This window comes from Catenulispora pinistramenti (genome assembly GCF_018274385.1).
Taxonomy (GTDB): Bacteria; Actinomycetota; Actinomycetes; order Streptomycetales; family Catenulisporaceae; genus Catenulispora; species Catenulispora pinistramenti.
In genome coordinates, this window is the sequence record NZ_JAAFYZ010000100.1 from 17,282 (window position 1) to 34,874 (window position 17,593).

Consider the following 17,593-nt stretch of genomic DNA (forward strand, 5'->3'; position numbering starts at 1 on the left):
CACAACGGGCTGGATGTCTCAATACCCATCGTGGTCTTCCCCCCGCGGCCGACGCGCGACCGCCGAGGCCACCCCTGTGGCACGATGTCAAAAATTCGATCACCCGTGGTCGCGGCGACCTAGCCCGGCGGCGCTACAGCAGAGATTGGCACACGCGCATGGCAGCAATAGCAACGCCGCCGGCAACCGAGGAATTCGCGGCGTTCACCCGTAACCTGGACTACGCCCGCCGGATAGTCGACACCGGTCTGGCCTTGAGCCAGCTGCCGATGGCCAAGCCCGACGCGAACGACGACTTGTACCGCGCGGCCTGGGTCCAGGGGGTGAGCGCGCTGGACCACTGGCTGCACGAGGAGCTCTACCGCCGCATCGCCGCGATCGCCGATGACCAGTACGCCGACCGGACACGCTGGTTCCGCGAACTACCGCTGCCAGTCGGCGCCCTGGAGGACGTGCACTTCGGGAAGCTTCCACTTCCGCAGGCCGTGCAGGCGGCGGCAACCGCCAAGCTGGAATTCGTGACCCTGCTGAAACCCGACCGGATCAAGGAAGCGCTTCGGCTGGTCACGGACGTGGTTTTGTGGGAGCGCGTCGCGGACGTCTTCAACGCCTGGGGTCTTCCCGCGGGACGGCACGACTCCAAGGGCGTCCAGGACCGGCTCAAGTCCGTCGATGAGCGTCGGAACCGGATCGCGCACCGCACCGACCTGATCGACGGCAGCCTGACCGAACGCACCGGGATCACCGCACAGGACGTGACCGAGGCGATCGATTTCATCAACCACCTCGGCTTGGCCATCACCCAGGTTCTCGGGCCCGACGTCGACATGCCGCCCGGTGCCGCTGACGACGCCGCCGACCGGGATTCCTTCCGGAAACGGCTGCGTGCCTGGAACCTGCCCGCCGCCGTCGACGCCGTCATCAGACTGCTCCGTGACTGGGCCGCCGCTGGCGCAGACCTGCACTACCACCTGCCCGAGCGCGCCACCTCGAAAGCCACGCTCATCGTCTCGGCCCCGGACAGCCCGCAGTCATGGCAGATGTCGGTGCTCACCCACGACGGACGACCCGGCAGCATCGAGATCCCGGCCCAGCTCCTGGCCGGCCGCCCGCTGCTGTCAGACGTGGTGGTGCGCGACGAGCTGCGCGAGCGGATCGAGGCGTTAGTAGACGCCGCCGACGCCGCCGCGGACCGGACCGACGCCCCCACGACGATCCCGCTCACCGCCGACGGCGTCGAGGCCGTCGAGGAAGTGCTGTCCTGGTACCGGGACGCAGCCGAGGAGATCCTGTTCATCAAAGGCAGGGGGCCGACGCCCGCGGCCGGGAGTCGGGTACCGGGCTTACCGTGTTCGAGGGCTCGACCGCCCGCGCGACAGCCACCGCCTCCCTGACCGGCGACTACGCCCGGCAGCGCGAGAACCTGATCGCCCGGCAGATCCTTGTGCCGTGCGGATACGACCCCAGCCGGCTCGTCCTGACCGCCGACTTCCGTTTCGCCTCGCCGTCGGCGGCAGCCTCCGTCCTGGTCGGCGGTTCGGCCAACGGCCAGGAGGAGTGGCGCACCACCGAGGGGCGCACCCTCAAAGAGATCCGTCTGCAGCGCGCCGCAACGGACCGTTAGCGGCTGGATCCATGGCGCGTCCGTGCAATGTCTCATCAGGTTGTCCCGCCGCGACGTAGTTGATCGGTATGCTTTCCCGCTCGCGGATGCCGTGATCCGCAGCCGTGGCTGGAGGGGCAGTGGCGAACATAGGCGAAGCCGGTGGCGGCGGGTCCGATCGCGATCATGCCGAGCTTGAGGTGCGGCGGTGCCGAGCCAACCTGGCATCCGGCGACCTCGCCCACGCCGCCGTCCATCTCGGCCGGGCCCTCGCGCACGAACCCGCCGCCGAATCCGCATACGCGTGCCTCGGTGAACTCGCCGACGCCGCCGGATCGTTCGAGGCGGCGTGCGAGCTCTTCAAGGGCGACGGCACCTCCGTCGCACCCGGGAACGCCGCCGCGATCACCGCGCTCCTTCCGGGGCAGGGACGAGTATCCGACGCGGTGGAGTTGCTCGGTGCCCTGGTCGCCGCCAACCCGGCCAAACCGTGGGCTGCCGCGCCGTGGTTCAGCCCAGACCTGGCGCTATCGCTCCCCGAGATCTCCATCGGCCAAGCCGTGACCGCCGTCTGGAAAGCGATCGGCAACCCGGCGCCGCCCGAGACTGCACGAGCGCTTACGCCGTGGCTGGCGTTGGCCCGCACTGCCGCATCGCGCCCAGGCCTACGTGCCGACGTCCTGTGTGCCGCCTCGGCCCTGGCCAGGCGGCTCGGAGCGCATCAGGACGCCATCGACTGGTGCCGGAGGGCCGAGGAGCGCGACAAGCAATCACAGGGGGTGGCATCACAGCACACGCTGATCATGCTCGGATATGCCTACCGCGACGCCGGACAGCCCAGCCAGGCGATCGAGGCCTGGACACGGGCCAGCGCGAGGAAGCCCGCCAATGCCGATCTCATGCTCGACCTCGCGGACATCACGTTCGACCAGGGTGATTTCGCCCAGTCTCAGCGTTGGGCCGAGCGCGCCGCGGCGCTGAACGGCTCCTCGCCCAAGGCGCGAGCCGCACTACTGGCGGCCCAGTTCCGCGCCGACGGCGATCCGGTCGACCTTGTCGCGGACATCGCACCCCTGATAGCCCTCGCCGACTTGTCCGCGGCGCACCCGGACTCGTCCTACATCCGCCGCTGCGTTTCGCGAGCCTGCGACGGCGCGCCGTGGCTCAGGATGGTTCCGCCACCGACCGAGGCGATCTGCGCAAGCTACGGGGAACTGACGCGGATCGAGGAATCGGGCGAGGGCCGGATCGAGTCCGTTCGGTCATACATGACCTCCCTTGAAGCGCCGACCGCGATGAGCCTGCACCGCGCCCGCTTCCCCCAAGCCTCGATCGAAGTGGGGCCCGTGATCGAACCGGACCCACGCGTCCCGGTAACGACGGAGTTCGGGTCGCCGCTGTGGAGCTACGACGGCACCGAGGCCACCGCGACAGTTCCACCGCCATCCACGGCAGCCCTCGAAGTCGTACACACCATCGCCACGGGAATCTGGGCAGATCCGCTGGTCGCCTACGACAAGGCAGCCGGATTCGGAGCGCTGGACACCACCGCGCTTCTCGGGCTGCTCGCCCACATGCCGGCACCGCGGGAGCCCTCATGGGTGGCGATCGGGCGCGAACACCCGCTGAACTGGCAGCGGTTCGCCCAGGTCTGGGTATGCGTCGGCATCCTGCACCACCGGACCGACGAGCCCTGGCCACAGTCCGCGCGGCGCGCGCTCCTGCTTCGCCTGCTGTTCGGGCCCGAAGACTGGACCGTCGAGGCGGCCGCGTTCGCCCTGTGCGTCAGTGCTTGGCGCTTCCCGGCTCAGCGCGCCGAAGTCGCCGAGGTCATCGGGCAGCGGTACCTGCACGCGGCCAAGGCCGTCGGCCGGCGTCCGACTCAGCTCCACGATCCACTCGCGCGCATCCTGCTGATCTGCCCGGACGTCGACCCCGAGATCGCGCGTCAGGCACGGACGGCGCTGGCCGAGGAGCGCGAGGCGGCGGACGCGACCGATGTCGGGCAGCTGAAGGAGTCGCTGCTTCGCAGGTGGAAGCGCCGCAAGGACGGATAGGCGACTGTGAACTATGAACTGTGATCGGACGCGGTGATGTAGCGATCGGCCCGCGCGCCCGATCACCGTCGCGCGGAGCGCAGCCGCTGGTGAACCACGTCGGCGACGGCGGAGGTCCGGCTCAGGAACGGCGAGTGGCTGCACTGCCACGTCTGCGAGCTGTCGCAACGGGCTGCGAAGCGGGCGACGAGCGAGGCGGGGATCGCGTGGTCCTCGCATCCGCCGATGTAGAGCGACGGGACGTCACGCCAGCTCACGCGACTCGGGGCCGCCGCGAAGATCGACGCGGGCTCGGGACGCAGAAGCTCCACGGCGCGCGCCGCCGCGGCGTCATCCACATCCCCGTAGAGGTTGCCCCGGGCATCGGCGGGGTCCACACCCAGGCGGCCGGCATCGTCGGGAACCAGGGCCAGCCCCCTCGGCGGGGCGCCGTCGTGCTGCTCGACCTCGGCGAGGAGCTGGGCCGGTGACTCGCCGGCGTCCAGTAGCCAGGCGGTGAGGAAGACGATTCCGGCAGTGCCGCGCACCGTGGCGGCCGTGACCCCACCGAAGGAGTGCCCGAGCACCAGCGGGGCCTGGTCCGCGTCGGCCACGATGTCCTCGACGAGGGCGGTGCTATCGGCCAGGGACAGCTCGTAGAGATCGGGCACCTCCACGCGCAGACCTCGTGAGCGCAACTCGTCGGAGAGGCCGTCGTAGTGGGCAGGCTGGTGCCACGCGCCGTGCAGAATGATCACGTCCGTCACGGCGGCAGCCTATGCGCGGGCCAGGCGGGCCGCGACGCGCGTGTTGAGGAAGGTGCGCTCAGGACTGGCTGACTGCGGGCGGCTGACCCACTCGTGGTTCACATGTAGTGCACTCGTAGTGCACCACGGCGCGAGCGGCTAAGAATCAGTCTGAAGAATCAGTGATCTCGGATTGGCCGACTGCCTCATCTGGTGCGTAGCCGCAGGTCTGGGGAGCCAGTCGCGGGCCTCGTCGCTGTCCGGATCCAAGTCCTCAGGTCACGGCGGCTTCTGGAACCCTCCGCCGAGATCGCCAGGCCGGGAAACCGCATCGACTCCGACACTCCGGTCAAGCAACCATAGACAGATGACGCCCACCAAAACCGCCGCCGTTGGCCTGCACGACGCCGCCGCTTTGTGGAGCGTCGGGCATCGTGGGGCGGCCCAGAACGTCGTCCGGGTCGCCTGCGACGCCCTCGTCGCCGGACTCGACAGCCCCACCCTCGGCATCCTCGCGGCGCTGACCGCCAACGAGGCCGACCTGGAGGTGCCCGAACTGCTCCCCATCGTGCTCGATGAGCTGGGACTTCCTCCCCTTCCCCGAGACAGCGTCGCCGGCCACGCCTCAACCACCTTGCCGGATAATCCGGCTACGACGCTGACTATGTCACCGAGCGCTTCGATAACATCGTTGCCGCTGCCCGTAGTCCTGTGCGCGTTGCTCTTGCCGGCCAGAGGACCCAGGTGACCTGCGACGGCGAGGCGGCGAAATGTCCGTGGTAGAGGCGAGTCCGGAATACGACGCACTCCACGGTGTCAGGGCGATCGTGGGAGCGAGGCGAGGATGGCGTCGAGACCGAACTCGAAGACGTCCCGCTGGGTGAAGGTCGGGAAGTCGACGGTGGTGGCGTGCATCGCCGGGTACACCTCGGCCGGGAGCCGGGCCCACTGTTGGCGGACCCGTTCCCAGTGTTGCGGGTCTTCGTCCCAGGCCCGGCGGACGGGGTAGAGCGTGGCGCAGCCGAGGACGAAGCGGATCAGCGTGGCCAGCAGGCCGATCGCCGTCCGGTGGTCGACCCGCAGTCGCGCCAGGCGGGCGTAGATCTGCTCGGACATGCGGGCCTCGACCTCGCCGACTCCGTCGGAGGGGGTGTTGATCTGCAGGATGGCCGGGTGCGTGATGAACAGCTCGAAGTAGGCGTGCATCACCTGCCGGAGCCAGGCGATGTCGTCGAGGTCGGGGTCGGGCCACTGGAATCGGCTCAGCAGCTCCGCGGTGACCGCGAGGAGGATCGCGTCCTTGTCGCGGAAGTGTGTGTAGAGCGACATCGGGCGGACGCCCAGTTGGTCGGCGAGCCGGCGGATCGTCACCGCGTCCAGTCCGTCGCGGTCGATCAGTTCGATCGCCGCGTGGACGATGGCCTCGGGGCTGAGGGTGCCGCGGGGTGCGCGAGTGGGCGTTGTCTTGTGCCTGGGCGACGACATCGGGGTTCCTGATTCGTTCGAGACCACAACTCCATCAATGTACCGTACGCTGTACTGTACCTGGATCGAGACCGATTCCAGGAGGCCGGATGTCCGCGGACGCGCTGCCCACCACTGCCTACGACCGAGCTGAGCGCCTGCTTCTGCACAACCGATCCCGGCTCGCCCTGCGGGCCAAGGTGAAGCCCGTCTGGATCGGCGGCGGCGAGAGGTTCTGGTACCGGGTCGAGACCGAGCGGGGCGGCGAGTTCGTGCTGGTCGACCCGGCCGCCGGGACCCGGGGGCCGGCGTTCGACCCCGAACGGCTCGCCGCCGCGCTGGCGTCCGCCGCCGGGCAGCCGGTCCAGCCGTACGCGCTGCCGTTCCGGACAGTCGAGTTCACCGACTTCACCGACTTCACCGACTTTACGGACGGGACGATCGCGTTCGACGCGTTCGACGCGCGCTGGACCTGCCGACTGGCCGACTACCAGTGCACGCGGGACGAGGAGCACGTGAAAGCCTCACCGCTGGAAGTCGCCTCGCCGGACAAGAAGTGGGCGGCGTTCCGCCGCGGCCACGACCTGTGGGTGCGTTCGGCCGAGACAGGCGAGGAGTTCGCGCTCACCACCGACGGCACCGCGGACCGGAGCTACGCGGCCCAACCGGACGCGGCGGCCCCCACGCATCTGCTCGGCAAGCTCAGCCTTCCGGAGATGCCGCCGGCGCTGCTGTGGTCGCCGGACTCGGCGCGCGTCCTCACCCACCGCACCGACCAGAGCGATGTCGCCCTGATGCACCTGATCGAAGCCGTGCCGCCGGACGGCGGCCGGCCGCGCCTGCGCAGCTACCACTACCCGATCCCCGGCGAGCCGGTGGCCCGCGGCGAGTGGATCGTCTTCGACGTCGGGTCCCGGACCGCGACACCCGCCAAGACCGACCCGTTCCTGCTGCCCTACCTGTCGCCTTTAACGCTGAAGAAGGCGTGGTGGGCCAAGGACAGCGCGGCCGTCTACTACCTGGATCAGCCCCGTGACCTGCGGACATTGCGGCTCCACGCACTCGACCCGGCGACCGGCGAGGTGCGCACACTGATCGAGGAGCACAGCGACACGCGGGTGGAGGCCGCGCAGGAGATCGTCCAGAAGCCGATCGTGCACGTGCTCGCAGGCGGCCGCGAGGCGCTGTGGTACTCCCAGCGCGACGGCTGGGGGCACCTGTACCGCTACGAGGACGGGGTGATGGTTCAACAGCTCACCCGAGGGTTGTTCGCGGTGCAGGAGATCGTGCACGTCGACGAGGCGGAACGGGTCGTGTACGCCGTCGTCTCGGGGCTGGTCCAGGCCGACCCGTACCGGCGGTCGCTGGTCCGGGTCGGCCTGGACGGTGGCCAGACCGCCAAGCTCACCGACGACGATCTGGACCATGTGATCACCGCGCCGGAACACGGCCGCTGGTTCGTCGACTCCGCGTCCACGGTCGACACCGCGCCGAGGATCGCCGTGCGCGACCGGGGCGGAGCCGTGCTGGTCGAGCTGGAACAGGCTGACATCACACCGCTGCTGGCCGTCGGCTGGACGCCGCCGGAACGGGTCAGGACCCTGGCCGCCGACGGCGTCACCGAGATCTACGGCGTCCTCTACAAGCCCCACGGCTTCGACGCCGCGCAACGCTACCCGGTGATCGACCACCCCTACCCGGGCCCGCAGATCCACCGGGTGGCGGCCTCCTTCGACCCGGGTGCGTACGGCTACGACGCCGAGGCGGTGGCGGCGCTGGGCTTCGCGGTGCTGGCCGTCGACGGCCGCGGAACTCCCGGCCGGGACAAAGCCTTCCACGACCACGCCCACCGCAACATGGGCAGCGCGGGCTCGCTCGAAGACCACGTCGCGGCGCTGCGCCAACTCGCGCAAACCCGTCCGTGGCTGGACCTGGACCGGGTCGGCGTCTTCGGCATCTCCGGCGGGGGATTCACCACCGCCCGCGCCCTCCTGGCGTTCCCCGACTTCTACAAGGTCGGCGTGGCCGAGGCCGGCAACCACGACAACCGCCTCTACCACGCGCTGTGGGCCGAGACCTACGACGGACCGTTCGACCCGGACGCCGGGGCCCGGCTGTCCAACACCGAGCTGGCCGGGAACCTGACCGGGAAACTACTGCTCGTCCACGGCGACATGGACGACAACGTGACGCCGCACCTGACTATGCGCCTGGTCGACGCGCTGATCGCCGCGAACAAGGACTTCGACCTGCTGATCGTCCCCGGGGCCGAGCACAGCTTCCTGGGCCGCAACAGCTACGTCACCCGCCGCCGCTGGGACTACCTGGTGCGCCACCTCATGCACCGCGAGCCGCCGGCCGGCTACCGGCTGGCGGACGTCCCGCTCTCCCTGGAACTACTCGAAGCCCTCTTCAGCTGACGTGGAAAGGACCCTCCCCATGCCCACCTTCACTACCCGCGCCCTCCAAGACCTCTGCGACCACAGCCGCGAGCAGCTCGGCATCACCGGTGCCCAGGTCGCCGTCTTCAGCGGCGACGGGCTCCTTCAGGCGGTGTCCGGGACCGCGAACGCGGAGCTCGGCACGCCGGTCACCGACGACACCGTCTTCCAGATCGGTTCCACCACCAAGGTCTACACGGCCGCGCTGGTGATGCAGCTGGCCGACGCCGGCCTGGTCGATCTCGACGCGCCCGTCACGCGCTACCTGCCGGACGTGCGGCTCGCCGCCGGCGAGCAGTGGCGCCGGATCACCCCCCGCCAGCTGATGTCGATGACCAGCGGCCTGGACAACGGTCCGTACACCGACACCGGGCGCGGCGACGACGCCGTCGCCCGTTACATCGACCTCCTGGCCGACATCCCGCTCACTTTTGCGCCGGGATCGTCCTACGGCTACAGCAACGCCTCGACGAACGTATCGGGGCTGCTGATCGAGGCGCTCACCGGCCAATGCTGGGACGAGGCACTGCGCGACCGGCTGCTCGGGCCGGCCGGGCTCGTCGAGTCGGTCAGCCTGTTCGAGGACCTGCCCTACCATCGCGTCGCGGTGGGCCACGTCGACGGCGTGGTCCGGCCGTGGTGCTTCGCCCGCGGATGCGGCCCGGCCGGCTCGTCACTGGCGACCACGGCCCGCGACCTCGCCCGCTTCGGAAGCCTCTTCCTGCGCCGGGGCCTGGCCGAGGACGCCACCGTCCTGCTGTCCGCCGACGCCGTCGCCACCATGGAGTCACCGCAGGTGGGCGTCCCGGCCCGGGTCTTCGCCGACTCCTGGTGCGTGGGCCCGTACCGCAAGGTCTGGGACGGCGTGGAGGTGTTCGGACACAGCGGCACCACCCCCAACGGATCGTCCTGCCTGCTCTGGGTGCCGGCCCTCAACGTGGCGGTGGCGACGATCGTGAACACCCCGCACAAGGGCTACCCGTTCGCCGACACGGTCTTCGACGTGGTTTTCCGGGACTGGCTCGGCGTCGCGAAACCGCAACGGCCCGTCCCCGTACCCGGCCTGGAGACCGACGTGTCCGCGTACACCGGGACATACGACGCGCACGGCGTCCACTACGCGGTCACCGCGGTCGCCGGCACCCTGCTGTTGGACGCCCACAGCACCGGCTCCGAGAAGATCCACACCGAGCTGCTGCCGATCGCCGACCACCGCTTCCTGCCCGCCGACGACGCCGTCACCAGCCACCACACCTGGGACATCGCCTTCACCATCGGCGCCGACGGGCAGGCGACCCTGCTGCACAACGGCGCGTTCGCCGCCCGCCGCACCGCCTGACGGGCGGAGACTCCGCAGGTCATAGGAGTACGCAGCAGCTGCTCCAGCACGCAGAAGCTGTACGCCTTCCAGTCCACCGTGCCCGGCTCCAGGTGCGGGGCGGCCAGCACCAGGCAGGCGCCGCCAGGACCCGGTCAGCACCGAGGCATCGATCTCGGCCGGGCCCGCAAGATCATGGCGGCGGTGCCGTCGCCAACCAGGTCCTCGGCCATCGCGGCGCCGGCGTGGATCCCGAGGCGGGGTTGTTCAGCCATGGCCGGGTGTCGCCGCCGAGGTCGGGGTGCCGTTAACCGCCACGGCCGGCGCGTGCCGGAAGACCGGGAACCGGGGCGGGTCATCGGGGTCCGGCGTACTCCTTGTCAAGCCACCCGCAGACCACGTCGGCCACCTCGGCCGCGGTCAGGCCCGTGGTCTCGACCACCAGGTCGGGGTCCTTGGCCTGTTTGGGGAGAGTGTTCTGGTGCAGGGACAGGCCGGTCGGGTGGGCGTGGCGGCGGTGCCGGTCGGCGAGCTGCTCGTCGGCCACCGCGAGCTCGACGACGGCGATGCGCGCCGTCCCCTCGTCGCGCATCCGGCGCAGTCGGGCCTGCAGATCGTCGTTCACGGCCGGCTCGAAGGCCTGGCCGTCCACCACCACCCCGACGCCCGAGGCGAGCATCGCCACGATTGCCGCGTTCATCGCGTAAAGCATGGCCAGAGCATCGGGGCCGTTGTCGATCCGCCGCGCCCCCGGCATATGCTCCACATTCTGATAGGTGAACCCTTGGGAGGCGTGCCGGGCGTTCTTCACGCCTCCGGCCCACTGCCCCGGCACCATCCGATAAAGCTCGTCGACCCCGAACCGCAGCAGCGGCTCCTCCCAGTACTCCTGGATGGCTTCTGCGAGGGTCGACTTGCCGACCGCGGACGGGCCGGTGAGGACGACGCACAACGGAGCCTCAGTCATCGGTCTTCCATTTCTATTCTGTGGCAACAGCTACGTGAGGAATTTGCGCGAGCGGCCGGCCGCCACCGGCGTCCACGTTGCGATGTTGCAGTTCGCTGTCCTGCGGGAACTCCACTTCGATATCAGTGAAACTGCACGAGGTGTCACATCGCAGGTCACTGCGGTGACCTCACCGCGCCGGGTACCGCAGCGCGGTCCGGGCTCGCAGCGGGCCGTTCCCGAACTCCCGCCACGTAGCAAGGGACTCTCTCAGCAGCGGGTGAGTCGCGTTGATCGCTCGGCTATGCCAGCCGTTACTCCACCGACTTCCCCATTGAACGTCTGCGGCCAGCCACCTCATGGACGTAGCGCTCCCATTCGTCAAGGAAGTCCTCGGCAGCCGCGAGTCCGTCGTGACGGACCAACTCGCCGACCCAGTCCCTGGTCATCCGCGAGTAGGTGCGGCCTCGCGATGTACGCAGCCATACGCTCGCCGACTCGCGGCTTTCGCCGTCGAGCACCAGGCTGAACTGGTAGAGACGCTGGGAACACAGACGTGAGTCCTGAAGAAGAGTCGCTTTGTCCTTGCCACAGCGCCGGAGTTCCCACGAGATCCCGGAGGGCGATCGGCGTGTCTCGGCAGGCTCGCCTTGGTCCAGCAAGGCCAGCGGGTGCGCGGGCACCGGCGCAAGCGGCCTGTCGGGGTCCGGCTTGTCGAACCAGATCCCCTGGGCGATGGCCTCGACGAACTCGTCGTGGAAGCTGAAGAGGTAGTGCTGGTGGGTGTCCAGCAGCGGGGTCTGGTAGTGATGGTTCTCGTAGGCGTGGCGTTCGGCGAGCCACGGCGAATCGGAGACTTCGTAGACCCAATCTCCGTACGTCGCCGGTGCGGTGAGTAGCTCGGCGCGTGGATAAGGCAGGTGCTCGCCGCGCGATCCACGAACGGCGTCGAGTCCTTCGAACGTCACCCGCCCAAAGCCGCCTTCGTTGTAGGGCAAGGGGAAGTAGATGGCGTTCGGCGGGTAGTCCTCGTCTTCGGGAAACATCGGCAGGTGACCGTAGGCCAGTCGCGGGGAGAGCACCGAGTCTGCCTGAATCGGAACCGTGAGCGGGTGAGCGATCGGGGACATGCAGGGAAGGCTACGTCAGCCGCAGGACGGACGCTCCATCGAGCCACAGCATGCAGTCGGGGTCGCCGAACATGGGCCTGATGACGGTAGGACGCTCGTTCCGGAACCTTGGAAGTGGAACGGACCACTGAGCCGTCCGAAGGGACCTGACAACCCGTCCTTCGCCGTTCCACAAACAGTTCCACAACTAGAGTTCCGAAATCCTGTTACAGCCATGACTTCCGGTACGATTTCGGCATCGCCCTCGTCGACACCCATCCGCTGCGCGGACTCGACCTCGGCTATGCCCGGGTCTCCACCAACAAGCAGAGCCTGGAGCGCCAACTCGACGCCCTCGGCGCCGCAGGTATCCCGGCCGAGCGGATTTACACCGACAAGAAGACCGGCGCGACCGTCGACCGCGAAGGCCTGACCGCCCTGCTGGCCTACGCCCGACACGGGGACACGATCGTGGTCCACACCCTCGACCGCCTCGGCCGGAACCTGCGCGAGGTACTCAACCTCGTACACGACCTCGCTGAACGCGGCGTCGGAGTCAGGTCGCTTGCCGACCCGCTCCCGATCAACACCTCCGACGAAGGCATGGGTCGGGTCGCTTTCCTGCTACTGGCACTGTTCGCAGAGATGGAGCGGACCTTCACCGCTGAGCGGGTCACCCACGCCCGGAGTGTGGCCGAGGCCGCAGGCCGTCGCGTCGGCCGTCCGATCGCTCATCCCGCCGACAAGATCGAGTACGCGCGGCTGCTTAAGGCGCAGGGCGAGAGCCTTGGCAAGATCGCCGCCGAGACTGGCATCCCGAAGACGTCGCTCCACCGCTATCTGGAACCCTTCCTTGAGGGCCAGCGATGATCGATCACCGCGAGCAGCGCAATGACGAGACGCCGACGCCGAACATCGTGGGGGCGTGGTTCGTCCTCGGTGCCGCAGCCTCCGAACGGGTCCCCTGGTGGGCCGGGCAGTGGCTGGCCGAGGGCCACGACGGACCAACGCTTCGAGAGCTGGCCGGCCTCAACGGCCGCGACCCGCACGCGGTGACCGACCTCCTACCAGCGGCCCTGGCGGAGCTGGGCGTCAGCATGCCGACCACCGTGACAGCGGCCGCCAGCGAAGCCTTCCGGTACACCGCCGAACTACACCTTTCCGGGCAGGCCAGTGCACGGTGGGTCGCGCAACAAGTCGAACAGATCATCATCCGCACCGACTACAGCAACGAGGTCTTCGACCTCCCGCTCGGGCTGATCTACGGAGTCGACGACGAATGGGAGGGTGGCTGGGGCCGGACAGTTGAAGAGCTGAAGGCCGACATCCACGCCAAGTGCGTCGAGCAACTCCTCGGAAGCAGCATGTCGTCCAGCGCCATCTCCACCGTGGATGGCAACGCCGGCGCCGACGGTGAGTAGAAGGAGGTACGTGGCGAAAGGCGTGCCAGGCGGTTACCAGGTCTGGGACAACAAGGGGCACCGATGGTGGGGAGACCTCTACGAGCTTTGTCCTGACGACCTGCTGATCGAACTGAACGGCGGCGCGGACCCCGAGAAGATCACTGCTCTGCTCAAGTGGTACCGGGCGCAGAAGCGCTAGACCGCAGCCCGATCCGCCCCATTGCACAGGATTTCAGACGTCCGTGCATAGGACTGCGGGGCTGGACAGCCGGGCCACGGTGACCGGCCCGGCGGTGGTCTTGACCGTGGTCGGGCAGTAGCCGTTGCGGTGGCCGGGCCGCGTTGGGCGCTCGGAAGCGACAGCGACCTCGGCGCGCTGGTAGCGGGCGCGGCCCAGGAACGCCTCGACCTCCGCTTCCAGAGCGGTCTGGATGATCAGCCGCGCCCCGAGGCGGGCCACGTCCTCGACCGCCCGTGATCATTTACACCGCAGTCAGGACACGACCCGCGTCAAGGACGCCACCCGCCAGTACTGGACCCTGGCCCACGTCGACGGCCGCCGCTATCTCGACCGCCCTGTTTACATCTTCACCAGCGGAACGACCTTCTCCGGCGCCGAGGAGATTGCCTACAACCTGAAGGCCCAGAAGCGGGCGACGCTGATCGGCGAGACGACCCTCGGCGGCGCCCATCCCAGTGAGTGGTACCCGCTGACGCCGCACATTACGGTCACCATCCCCAACGCCCGCTCAATCAACCCGGTCACCGGGACCAACTGGGAGGGCGTGGGCATCGAGCCGGACGTGGCGGTGAGCGCAGACGAGGCCTTCGACGTCGCATACCGACACGCTCGCGACGAGGTCTCTAGCGGCTGACCCGGCCTGTCAGCGATGCTCAAGAGGACATCGACATCGCCGACGCTCGCATGAAGCTCCTCATCGCGGCGCGTCGAGCTTGGCCGTGCTTGGGGTGTAGCGCGTCTGTTGGTCCGAGAGCTGACACCACAGTCAAGTCCCATGAGCCGTCATCGATCGCTGCTGCCCTCTCTTAGTAATACGCGCGACCGCTGCGCCCAGTTCCCTATTCGGACTGTGATATTCCTCCAAGTTGTCGAAGCTTCCGGCCCGTGGTCTACCTGGGCATACTCCAGCCGTGACTGATTCCGCGGATTTCGAATGGGACCCCTTCGGCACCCTGCACGCCGCGCTGTGGATCGGCGGAGCGCAGTGGGCCGGCAAGTCCACCGTCTCCAACATCCTCGCCGCCCGACACGGCCTGACGGCATACCACTACGACTACCACGACGCCCGAGGCCACCTGGAGCGTCGAGCCGCGCGCCGGGCCCGTGCCGGTTCGCCCTACGCCGAATATCCCGGCCCGGATTGGGCGGGCTCGACGCCGGGCGCACTGGCCGAGGAGTGCATGGCCATCTTCAACGATCGACTCGAATTCGTATTCGACGACCTGCGCGCGCTCGTGAGCCCGCATCCGGTGCTGGCCGAGGGCTTCGGCCTGCGCCCCGAGGTACTCGCACCCATGCTCGACGCACCCGACCACATGATCGTCATGGTGCCGACCGAGGAGTTCCGGCAACACCAGATCCGCACTCTGCCACGCGCCAGCGCGTTGAACGTCGATGTGGGCGACCCTGTGCTCGCCCAGGCGAACCGCGTCGAGCGCGACCGGCTACTCGCCGAACACGCCGTACGCGCAGCACGGGAACACGGCGTGCACGTCCTGGAGATCGACGGCTCCCGCGACGCCGAGGCAGTAGCCGACGACGTCGCGAGACACTTCGCCACCCATCTCAAACCACGCACCTGACCTCACGGCTAAGTTCTAAGAGCCGGCATGCCGGGGAATCAGCGTCTCAGCAGTCACTTGTCGGTTGGCCGTAGCTTCCCGAGCGAGGGGCCTTATCTGGTGCGCGCCGGTGTGGAGCAAGCAGTACGTCGAGCTTGTCGTAGCGGGCGTTGGTTCCTCCGCGGCCAGGCTGGCTGTCCTGATTGACCATCCCTGCTTCAAAGCGCTCGTTCCACCTCGCAAAGATCGCCCACTGCTCGCGCTCCAGCGCTAGGGCGTCTTCGCTTGCTGCCCACACGTTGTATTCATCGGCCTCGTCGGCGGCGTCATAGTCCTTGCCCTCGAAATAGTGGGGCACACCGTCGACATCCGCGAGTCCCGCCCGAGGCCCGTCGCACCACTCCAGTTCGACGTATACACGCTCGAACCCATCCGCGATCAACCGCGCCTCATCCCAGGTCTCAGCCACATCAGCAGGCTACCAATGGCGTATCCGTGCCTTGCCCGAGCACGAGACGAAGAGCCGCCGGGGCCTACTTGTCACTTCGCGGGAGCTTCGGGAGCGGAGGGCCATTACGACTGCGGGCGCCGGCAAGCAAGGCGTCTCCCAACGCTCGAACCCGGAGGCGACAGCCAGCAGGCTGACCTGGGGCGAGACATCTTCGTGCAGGGCTGCCGGGACGTTTTCCTGCCGATTGGTGGACAGATCCGTGCAGGTTGTAGGACGGTTCCGTGCCGCTTCTGGGAGTCCGATGTACTGGCGGCATCGCTCTGACCTCGGACGGGGCAACTCATGCAGATCCGCACATGGATGTCCTGTCCCAGCAAGCGTGGTCGGTCGCCGCGTGGCTGACCTTGGGGACGCCCAGTCGGGGTGGGACGGGGTCGAGGTTGCCGTCCCGCTGGATCTGGTCGCTCTACGAAGAGTTCTGAAACGTCCCGCTCAATGTGGTCGCTGCCGACGTTCGTCTCGTGACGCCAACCTGCACCGTTACATCGCTACGGCCGCTGTCCCGTCTCACTGGAGTTGGCATATCACGCGCGTGCGACCAGGAGCGATGCCAGGTTCGATGAGACGGACGGCTGGCGTCGTCTCATCGAACCTGGCATCCTCTGCGCTCCGACCGACCAATCGTGTGCTGCGAAGACTTGCCGCAGGGGTGTCCGGGACGGGCGCCGGTAGGATCTTGTGGCAATGGATGTAAGTGCGGGAGCCGGGTTGGTCCTGATCCCGCCGGGACAGGTGATCCTGTCGGATTGGCAGACGCAGCGCAGCTGGCTGGTCGAGGTCGCACCGTACGAACTCACAGCGTTCCCCGTCACCCGTGCACTCTACGCAGAGCTCATAGGTCGGTGGCCCGGGTCATGCTGCCGTTCGAACCATTCGGCGCGGCTGGCCCTGTTGATCTTCGATTGGAGCTGACGGCCCGGCTCACCCGTGTCATTGTTGCTCGCGAGAGGTGGAGCGGATGTCGCAGGACGACCAGCTGAACGATCAGGACGCAGCGGGCGCCGGAGCGGCCGCGCAGAATTTTTTCGACGAGATGCGCCGGTGGGAGGAGTGGATGGAGTCCTGTCGGCGCGACACCACGCATGCCGAGCAACTGGCGGCAGTGAAGACGGTGTTCAACAAGTATCTGGCGAAGAGGGCGCTAGCTCGGCACCAGTCGCGCTACGAAGCGCTGTGCTTCGGCACGCCGCCGGAGTTCGGGGGGCCGATCCTCCGCGTCGAGCAGGAAACGCCGGGGAAGTGCTGGGTCTACGTGCCGGAGGGACTGATCGGCGGCGAGGCCCGATACGCCATGGTGCGCGAGGACGGTGCGTGGAAGGCCGCGTTCAAGGAAGTCGACGTTGCCCTGACGGGCAAGTGGAAGCGGTGGCTGGATCTCTGACGGCTGGCGGGGCGGACGGGTCCCGTGGAGGCGAGATAGCGCCGGCCACGGGTTTCCAAGCAGGGCAAGGTAAACAGTCCCGGTTCGGGCTCGGTCAGGATGCCTGGGCTGACGAGGTGCTTGGCCTTAGCCCGGATGCCTTCGACTTACGTCGGCTCAAGGCCGGTGGCCAGGGCATGGCAGGGCTGCACGGTTCGGAACCCGTCCCCAGTTGCACAGGACCAAGGGGGGCCGCCGCTGTGCTCGGCGACGCGACGCCCTGGTCAGGTCGGCTTGTTCGGCGTCTGGCCGACCGCACCCGAGCCTCGCGCGAGCCGACGAGGCTGCGGTTCGAAGGTGTGCCAGTGCGACACCGCCCAGGCCAGGGGCTGGCCGATCGCCAGCGGCGTGATCGGGGGCGGACGCCGGCAGTTGGCGTTACTGGACCTTCCACCAACTACCAGGCTGGCTATCGGCAGCATTACCAGCTCGCAGCCTGACCGTCGAAGCCACTCCCAACCCCTCCGGCAGCCTCGCCGAGGTCGGCAAACGTTCGCGTCAGGTGTCGTGAGACTCGGACCTCGCCCTAAGAATCCGCGACGGTGTAGTGAGAATCTGCCACAACGGCTGAGACGGGACAGCCGCGACCAGGTCTAACGGGATAGAACCGCGTACGCGGCCAGGTTCAGGGGGAACCGGCCAACTTCAGCGGGACAGGACAATGGAGATGGCTTACAACCACCCGCCCGTCCCCCGCCTCTCGTCCTCCGCATAACGTGCATTATGCGGAGGGCATTGCCTTGCGCAGCATTACAGAGTTGCGTTGCATTGCATGTATTGCAAGGTAATGAAA

At 68.2% G+C, this 17,593-nt stretch carries 17 protein-coding genes and 1 pseudogene; 12 read left to right on the forward strand and 6 right to left on the reverse strand.

Annotated features, from left to right (window positions below; genetic code table 11):
- Positions 1 to 158 precede the first annotated feature (158 nt).
- From KGQ19_RS26200 to KGQ19_RS26210, 3 genes are all read left to right on the forward strand, one after another.
- Complete coding sequence (locus tag KGQ19_RS26200; protein ID WP_212012981.1) at positions 159 to 1,394, forward strand: hypothetical protein; 1,236 nt, start codon at positions 159 to 161, stop codon at positions 1,392 to 1,394.
- On the forward strand, positions 1,349 to 1,624 hold the full coding sequence (locus KGQ19_RS26205) for a DUF4357 domain-containing protein (protein WP_212012983.1): 276 nt from the start codon (positions 1,349 to 1,351) through the stop codon (positions 1,622 to 1,624). The genes KGQ19_RS26200 and KGQ19_RS26205 overlap by 46 nt, the downstream gene beginning before the upstream one ends.
- 119 nt (positions 1,625 to 1,743) lie before the next feature.
- Positions 1,744 to 3,660, forward strand: coding sequence for a tetratricopeptide repeat protein (locus KGQ19_RS26210; RefSeq protein WP_212012985.1), 1,917 nt, complete (start codon positions 1,744 to 1,746; stop codon positions 3,658 to 3,660).
- A 62-nt stretch (positions 3,661 to 3,722) separates the two neighbouring features.
- Here KGQ19_RS26210 and KGQ19_RS26215 read toward each other — a convergent pair whose 3' ends face one another.
- Positions 3,723 to 4,406, reverse strand: coding sequence for an alpha/beta fold hydrolase (locus KGQ19_RS26215; protein ID WP_212012987.1), 684 nt, complete (start codon positions 4,404 to 4,406; stop codon positions 3,723 to 3,725).
- 346 nt (positions 4,407 to 4,752) lie between these two features.
- On the opposite strand from KGQ19_RS26215, the gene KGQ19_RS26220 reads away from it, so the two are divergent.
- Entirely contained in the window at positions 4,753 to 5,133 is a 381-nt protein-coding gene (locus tag KGQ19_RS26220) for a hypothetical protein (protein ID WP_212012990.1), read from the forward strand.
- Between the two features lie 68 nt (positions 5,134 to 5,201).
- Here the strand turns inward: KGQ19_RS26220 and KGQ19_RS26225 are convergent, their stop codons facing one another.
- Entirely contained in the window at positions 5,202 to 5,870 is a 669-nt protein-coding gene (locus KGQ19_RS26225) for a TetR/AcrR family transcriptional regulator (RefSeq protein ID WP_212012992.1), read from the reverse strand.
- Positions 5,871 to 5,959: 89 nt separating this feature from the next.
- Between KGQ19_RS26225 and KGQ19_RS26230 the strand changes: the two genes are divergently transcribed.
- Together KGQ19_RS26230 and KGQ19_RS26235 are read left to right on the forward strand one after the other, a co-directional pair.
- The gene (locus tag KGQ19_RS26230) at positions 5,960 to 8,269 is read left to right on the forward strand and encodes a S9 family peptidase (RefSeq protein ID WP_212012994.1); all 2,310 of its coding nucleotides are present in this window, start codon (positions 5,960 to 5,962) and stop codon (positions 8,267 to 8,269) included.
- A gap of 19 nt (positions 8,270 to 8,288) precedes the next feature.
- Positions 8,289 to 9,629 carry a serine hydrolase gene (locus KGQ19_RS26235; protein ID WP_212012997.1) on the forward strand — a complete coding sequence of 447 codons (1,341 nt, stop codon included), beginning with the start codon at positions 8,289 to 8,291 and terminating at the stop codon, positions 9,627 to 9,629.
- Positions 9,630 to 9,963: 334 nt separating this feature from the next.
- Here KGQ19_RS26235 and KGQ19_RS26240 read toward each other — a convergent pair whose 3' ends face one another.
- Complete coding sequence (locus tag KGQ19_RS26240; protein ID WP_212012999.1) at positions 9,964 to 10,575, reverse strand: phosphotransferase-like protein; 612 nt, start codon at positions 10,573 to 10,575, stop codon at positions 9,964 to 9,966.
- A gap of 293 nt (positions 10,576 to 10,868) precedes the next feature.
- Positions 10,869 to 11,684 (reverse strand): hypothetical protein, encoded by an 816-nt coding sequence (locus tag KGQ19_RS26245; RefSeq protein WP_212013001.1) that lies wholly within the window; start codon positions 11,682 to 11,684, stop codon positions 10,869 to 10,871.
- 237 nt (positions 11,685 to 11,921) lie between these two features.
- Between KGQ19_RS26245 and KGQ19_RS26250 the strand changes: the two genes are divergently transcribed.
- From KGQ19_RS26250 to KGQ19_RS26260, 3 genes are read left to right on the forward strand one after another with little or no spacing between them, the layout of a single operon-like run.
- The gene (locus KGQ19_RS26250) at positions 11,922 to 12,533 is read left to right on the forward strand and encodes a recombinase family protein (RefSeq protein WP_212013019.1); all 612 of its coding nucleotides are present in this window, start codon (positions 11,922 to 11,924) and stop codon (positions 12,531 to 12,533) included.
- Positions 12,530 to 13,084: a hypothetical protein gene (locus KGQ19_RS26255; RefSeq protein ID WP_212013003.1), complete on the forward strand. Its 555-nt coding sequence runs from the start codon at positions 12,530 to 12,532 to the stop codon at positions 13,082 to 13,084. The genes KGQ19_RS26250 and KGQ19_RS26255 overlap by 4 nt, the downstream gene beginning before the upstream one ends.
- Complete coding sequence (locus KGQ19_RS26260) at positions 13,077 to 13,265, forward strand: hypothetical protein (protein ID WP_368862166.1); 189 nt, start codon at positions 13,077 to 13,079, stop codon at positions 13,263 to 13,265. Before KGQ19_RS26255 ends, KGQ19_RS26260 begins: the two co-directional genes overlap by 8 nt.
- Positions 13,266 to 13,334: 69 nt before the next feature.
- Here the strand turns inward: KGQ19_RS26260 and KGQ19_RS26265 are convergent.
- Positions 13,335 to 13,535, reverse strand: a pseudogene (locus KGQ19_RS26265) (IS256 family transposase); the annotation flags it as partial.
- Here KGQ19_RS26265 and KGQ19_RS26270 point away from each other — a divergent pair.
- Together KGQ19_RS26270 and KGQ19_RS26275 are read left to right on the forward strand one after the other, a co-directional pair.
- Entirely contained in the window at positions 13,498 to 13,941 is a 444-nt protein-coding gene (locus KGQ19_RS26270) for a S41 family peptidase (RefSeq protein WP_212013009.1), read from the forward strand. The pseudogene KGQ19_RS26265 and the gene KGQ19_RS26270 overlap by 38 nt on opposite strands.
- A gap of 277 nt (positions 13,942 to 14,218) precedes the next feature.
- A complete protein-coding gene (locus KGQ19_RS26275) occupies positions 14,219 to 14,890 on the forward strand; it encodes a hypothetical protein (protein ID WP_212013011.1) in 672 nt (223 codons plus the stop codon).
- Positions 14,891 to 14,936: 46 nt separating this feature from the next.
- Here the strand turns inward: KGQ19_RS26275 and KGQ19_RS26280 are convergent, their stop codons facing one another.
- On the reverse strand, positions 14,937 to 15,338 hold the full coding sequence (locus KGQ19_RS26280; RefSeq protein WP_212013013.1) for a hypothetical protein: 402 nt from the start codon (positions 15,336 to 15,338) through the stop codon (positions 14,937 to 14,939).
- A 1,000-nt stretch (positions 15,339 to 16,338) separates the two neighbouring features.
- Here KGQ19_RS26280 and KGQ19_RS26285 point away from each other — a divergent pair.
- Complete coding sequence (locus KGQ19_RS26285) at positions 16,339 to 16,761, forward strand: NTF2 fold immunity protein (protein WP_212013015.1); 423 nt, start codon at positions 16,339 to 16,341, stop codon at positions 16,759 to 16,761.
- Positions 16,762 to 17,593: the final 832 nt, after the last annotated feature.

Coding starts and splice junctions, on each gene's coding strand:
- KGQ19_RS26230 (WP_212012994.1), top strand. CDS start 5,960: ATGTCCGCGGACGCGCTGCCCACCACTGCCTACGACCGAGCTGAGCGC.
- KGQ19_RS26255 (WP_212013003.1), top strand. CDS start 12,530: ATGATCGATCACCGCGAGCAGCGCAATGACGAGACGCCGACGCCGAAC.
- KGQ19_RS26225 (WP_212012992.1), bottom strand. CDS start 5,870: ATGTCGTCGCCCAGGCACAAGACAACGCCCACTCGCGCACCCCGCGGC.
- KGQ19_RS26235 (WP_212012997.1), top strand. CDS start 8,289: ATGCCCACCTTCACTACCCGCGCCCTCCAAGACCTCTGCGACCACAGC.
- KGQ19_RS26245 (WP_212013001.1), bottom strand. CDS start 11,684: ATGTCCCCGATCGCTCACCCGCTCACGGTTCCGATTCAGGCAGACTCG.
- KGQ19_RS26270 (WP_212013009.1), top strand. CDS start 13,498: ATGATCAGCCGCGCCCCGAGGCGGGCCACGTCCTCGACCGCCCGTGAT.
- KGQ19_RS26220 (WP_212012990.1), top strand. CDS start 4,753: ATGACGCCCACCAAAACCGCCGCCGTTGGCCTGCACGACGCCGCCGCT.
- KGQ19_RS26285 (WP_212013015.1), top strand. CDS start 16,339: ATGTCGCAGGACGACCAGCTGAACGATCAGGACGCAGCGGGCGCCGGA.
- KGQ19_RS26200 (WP_212012981.1), top strand. CDS start 159: ATGGCAGCAATAGCAACGCCGCCGGCAACCGAGGAATTCGCGGCGTTC.
- KGQ19_RS26240 (WP_212012999.1), bottom strand. CDS start 10,575: ATGACTGAGGCTCCGTTGTGCGTCGTCCTCACCGGCCCGTCCGCGGTC.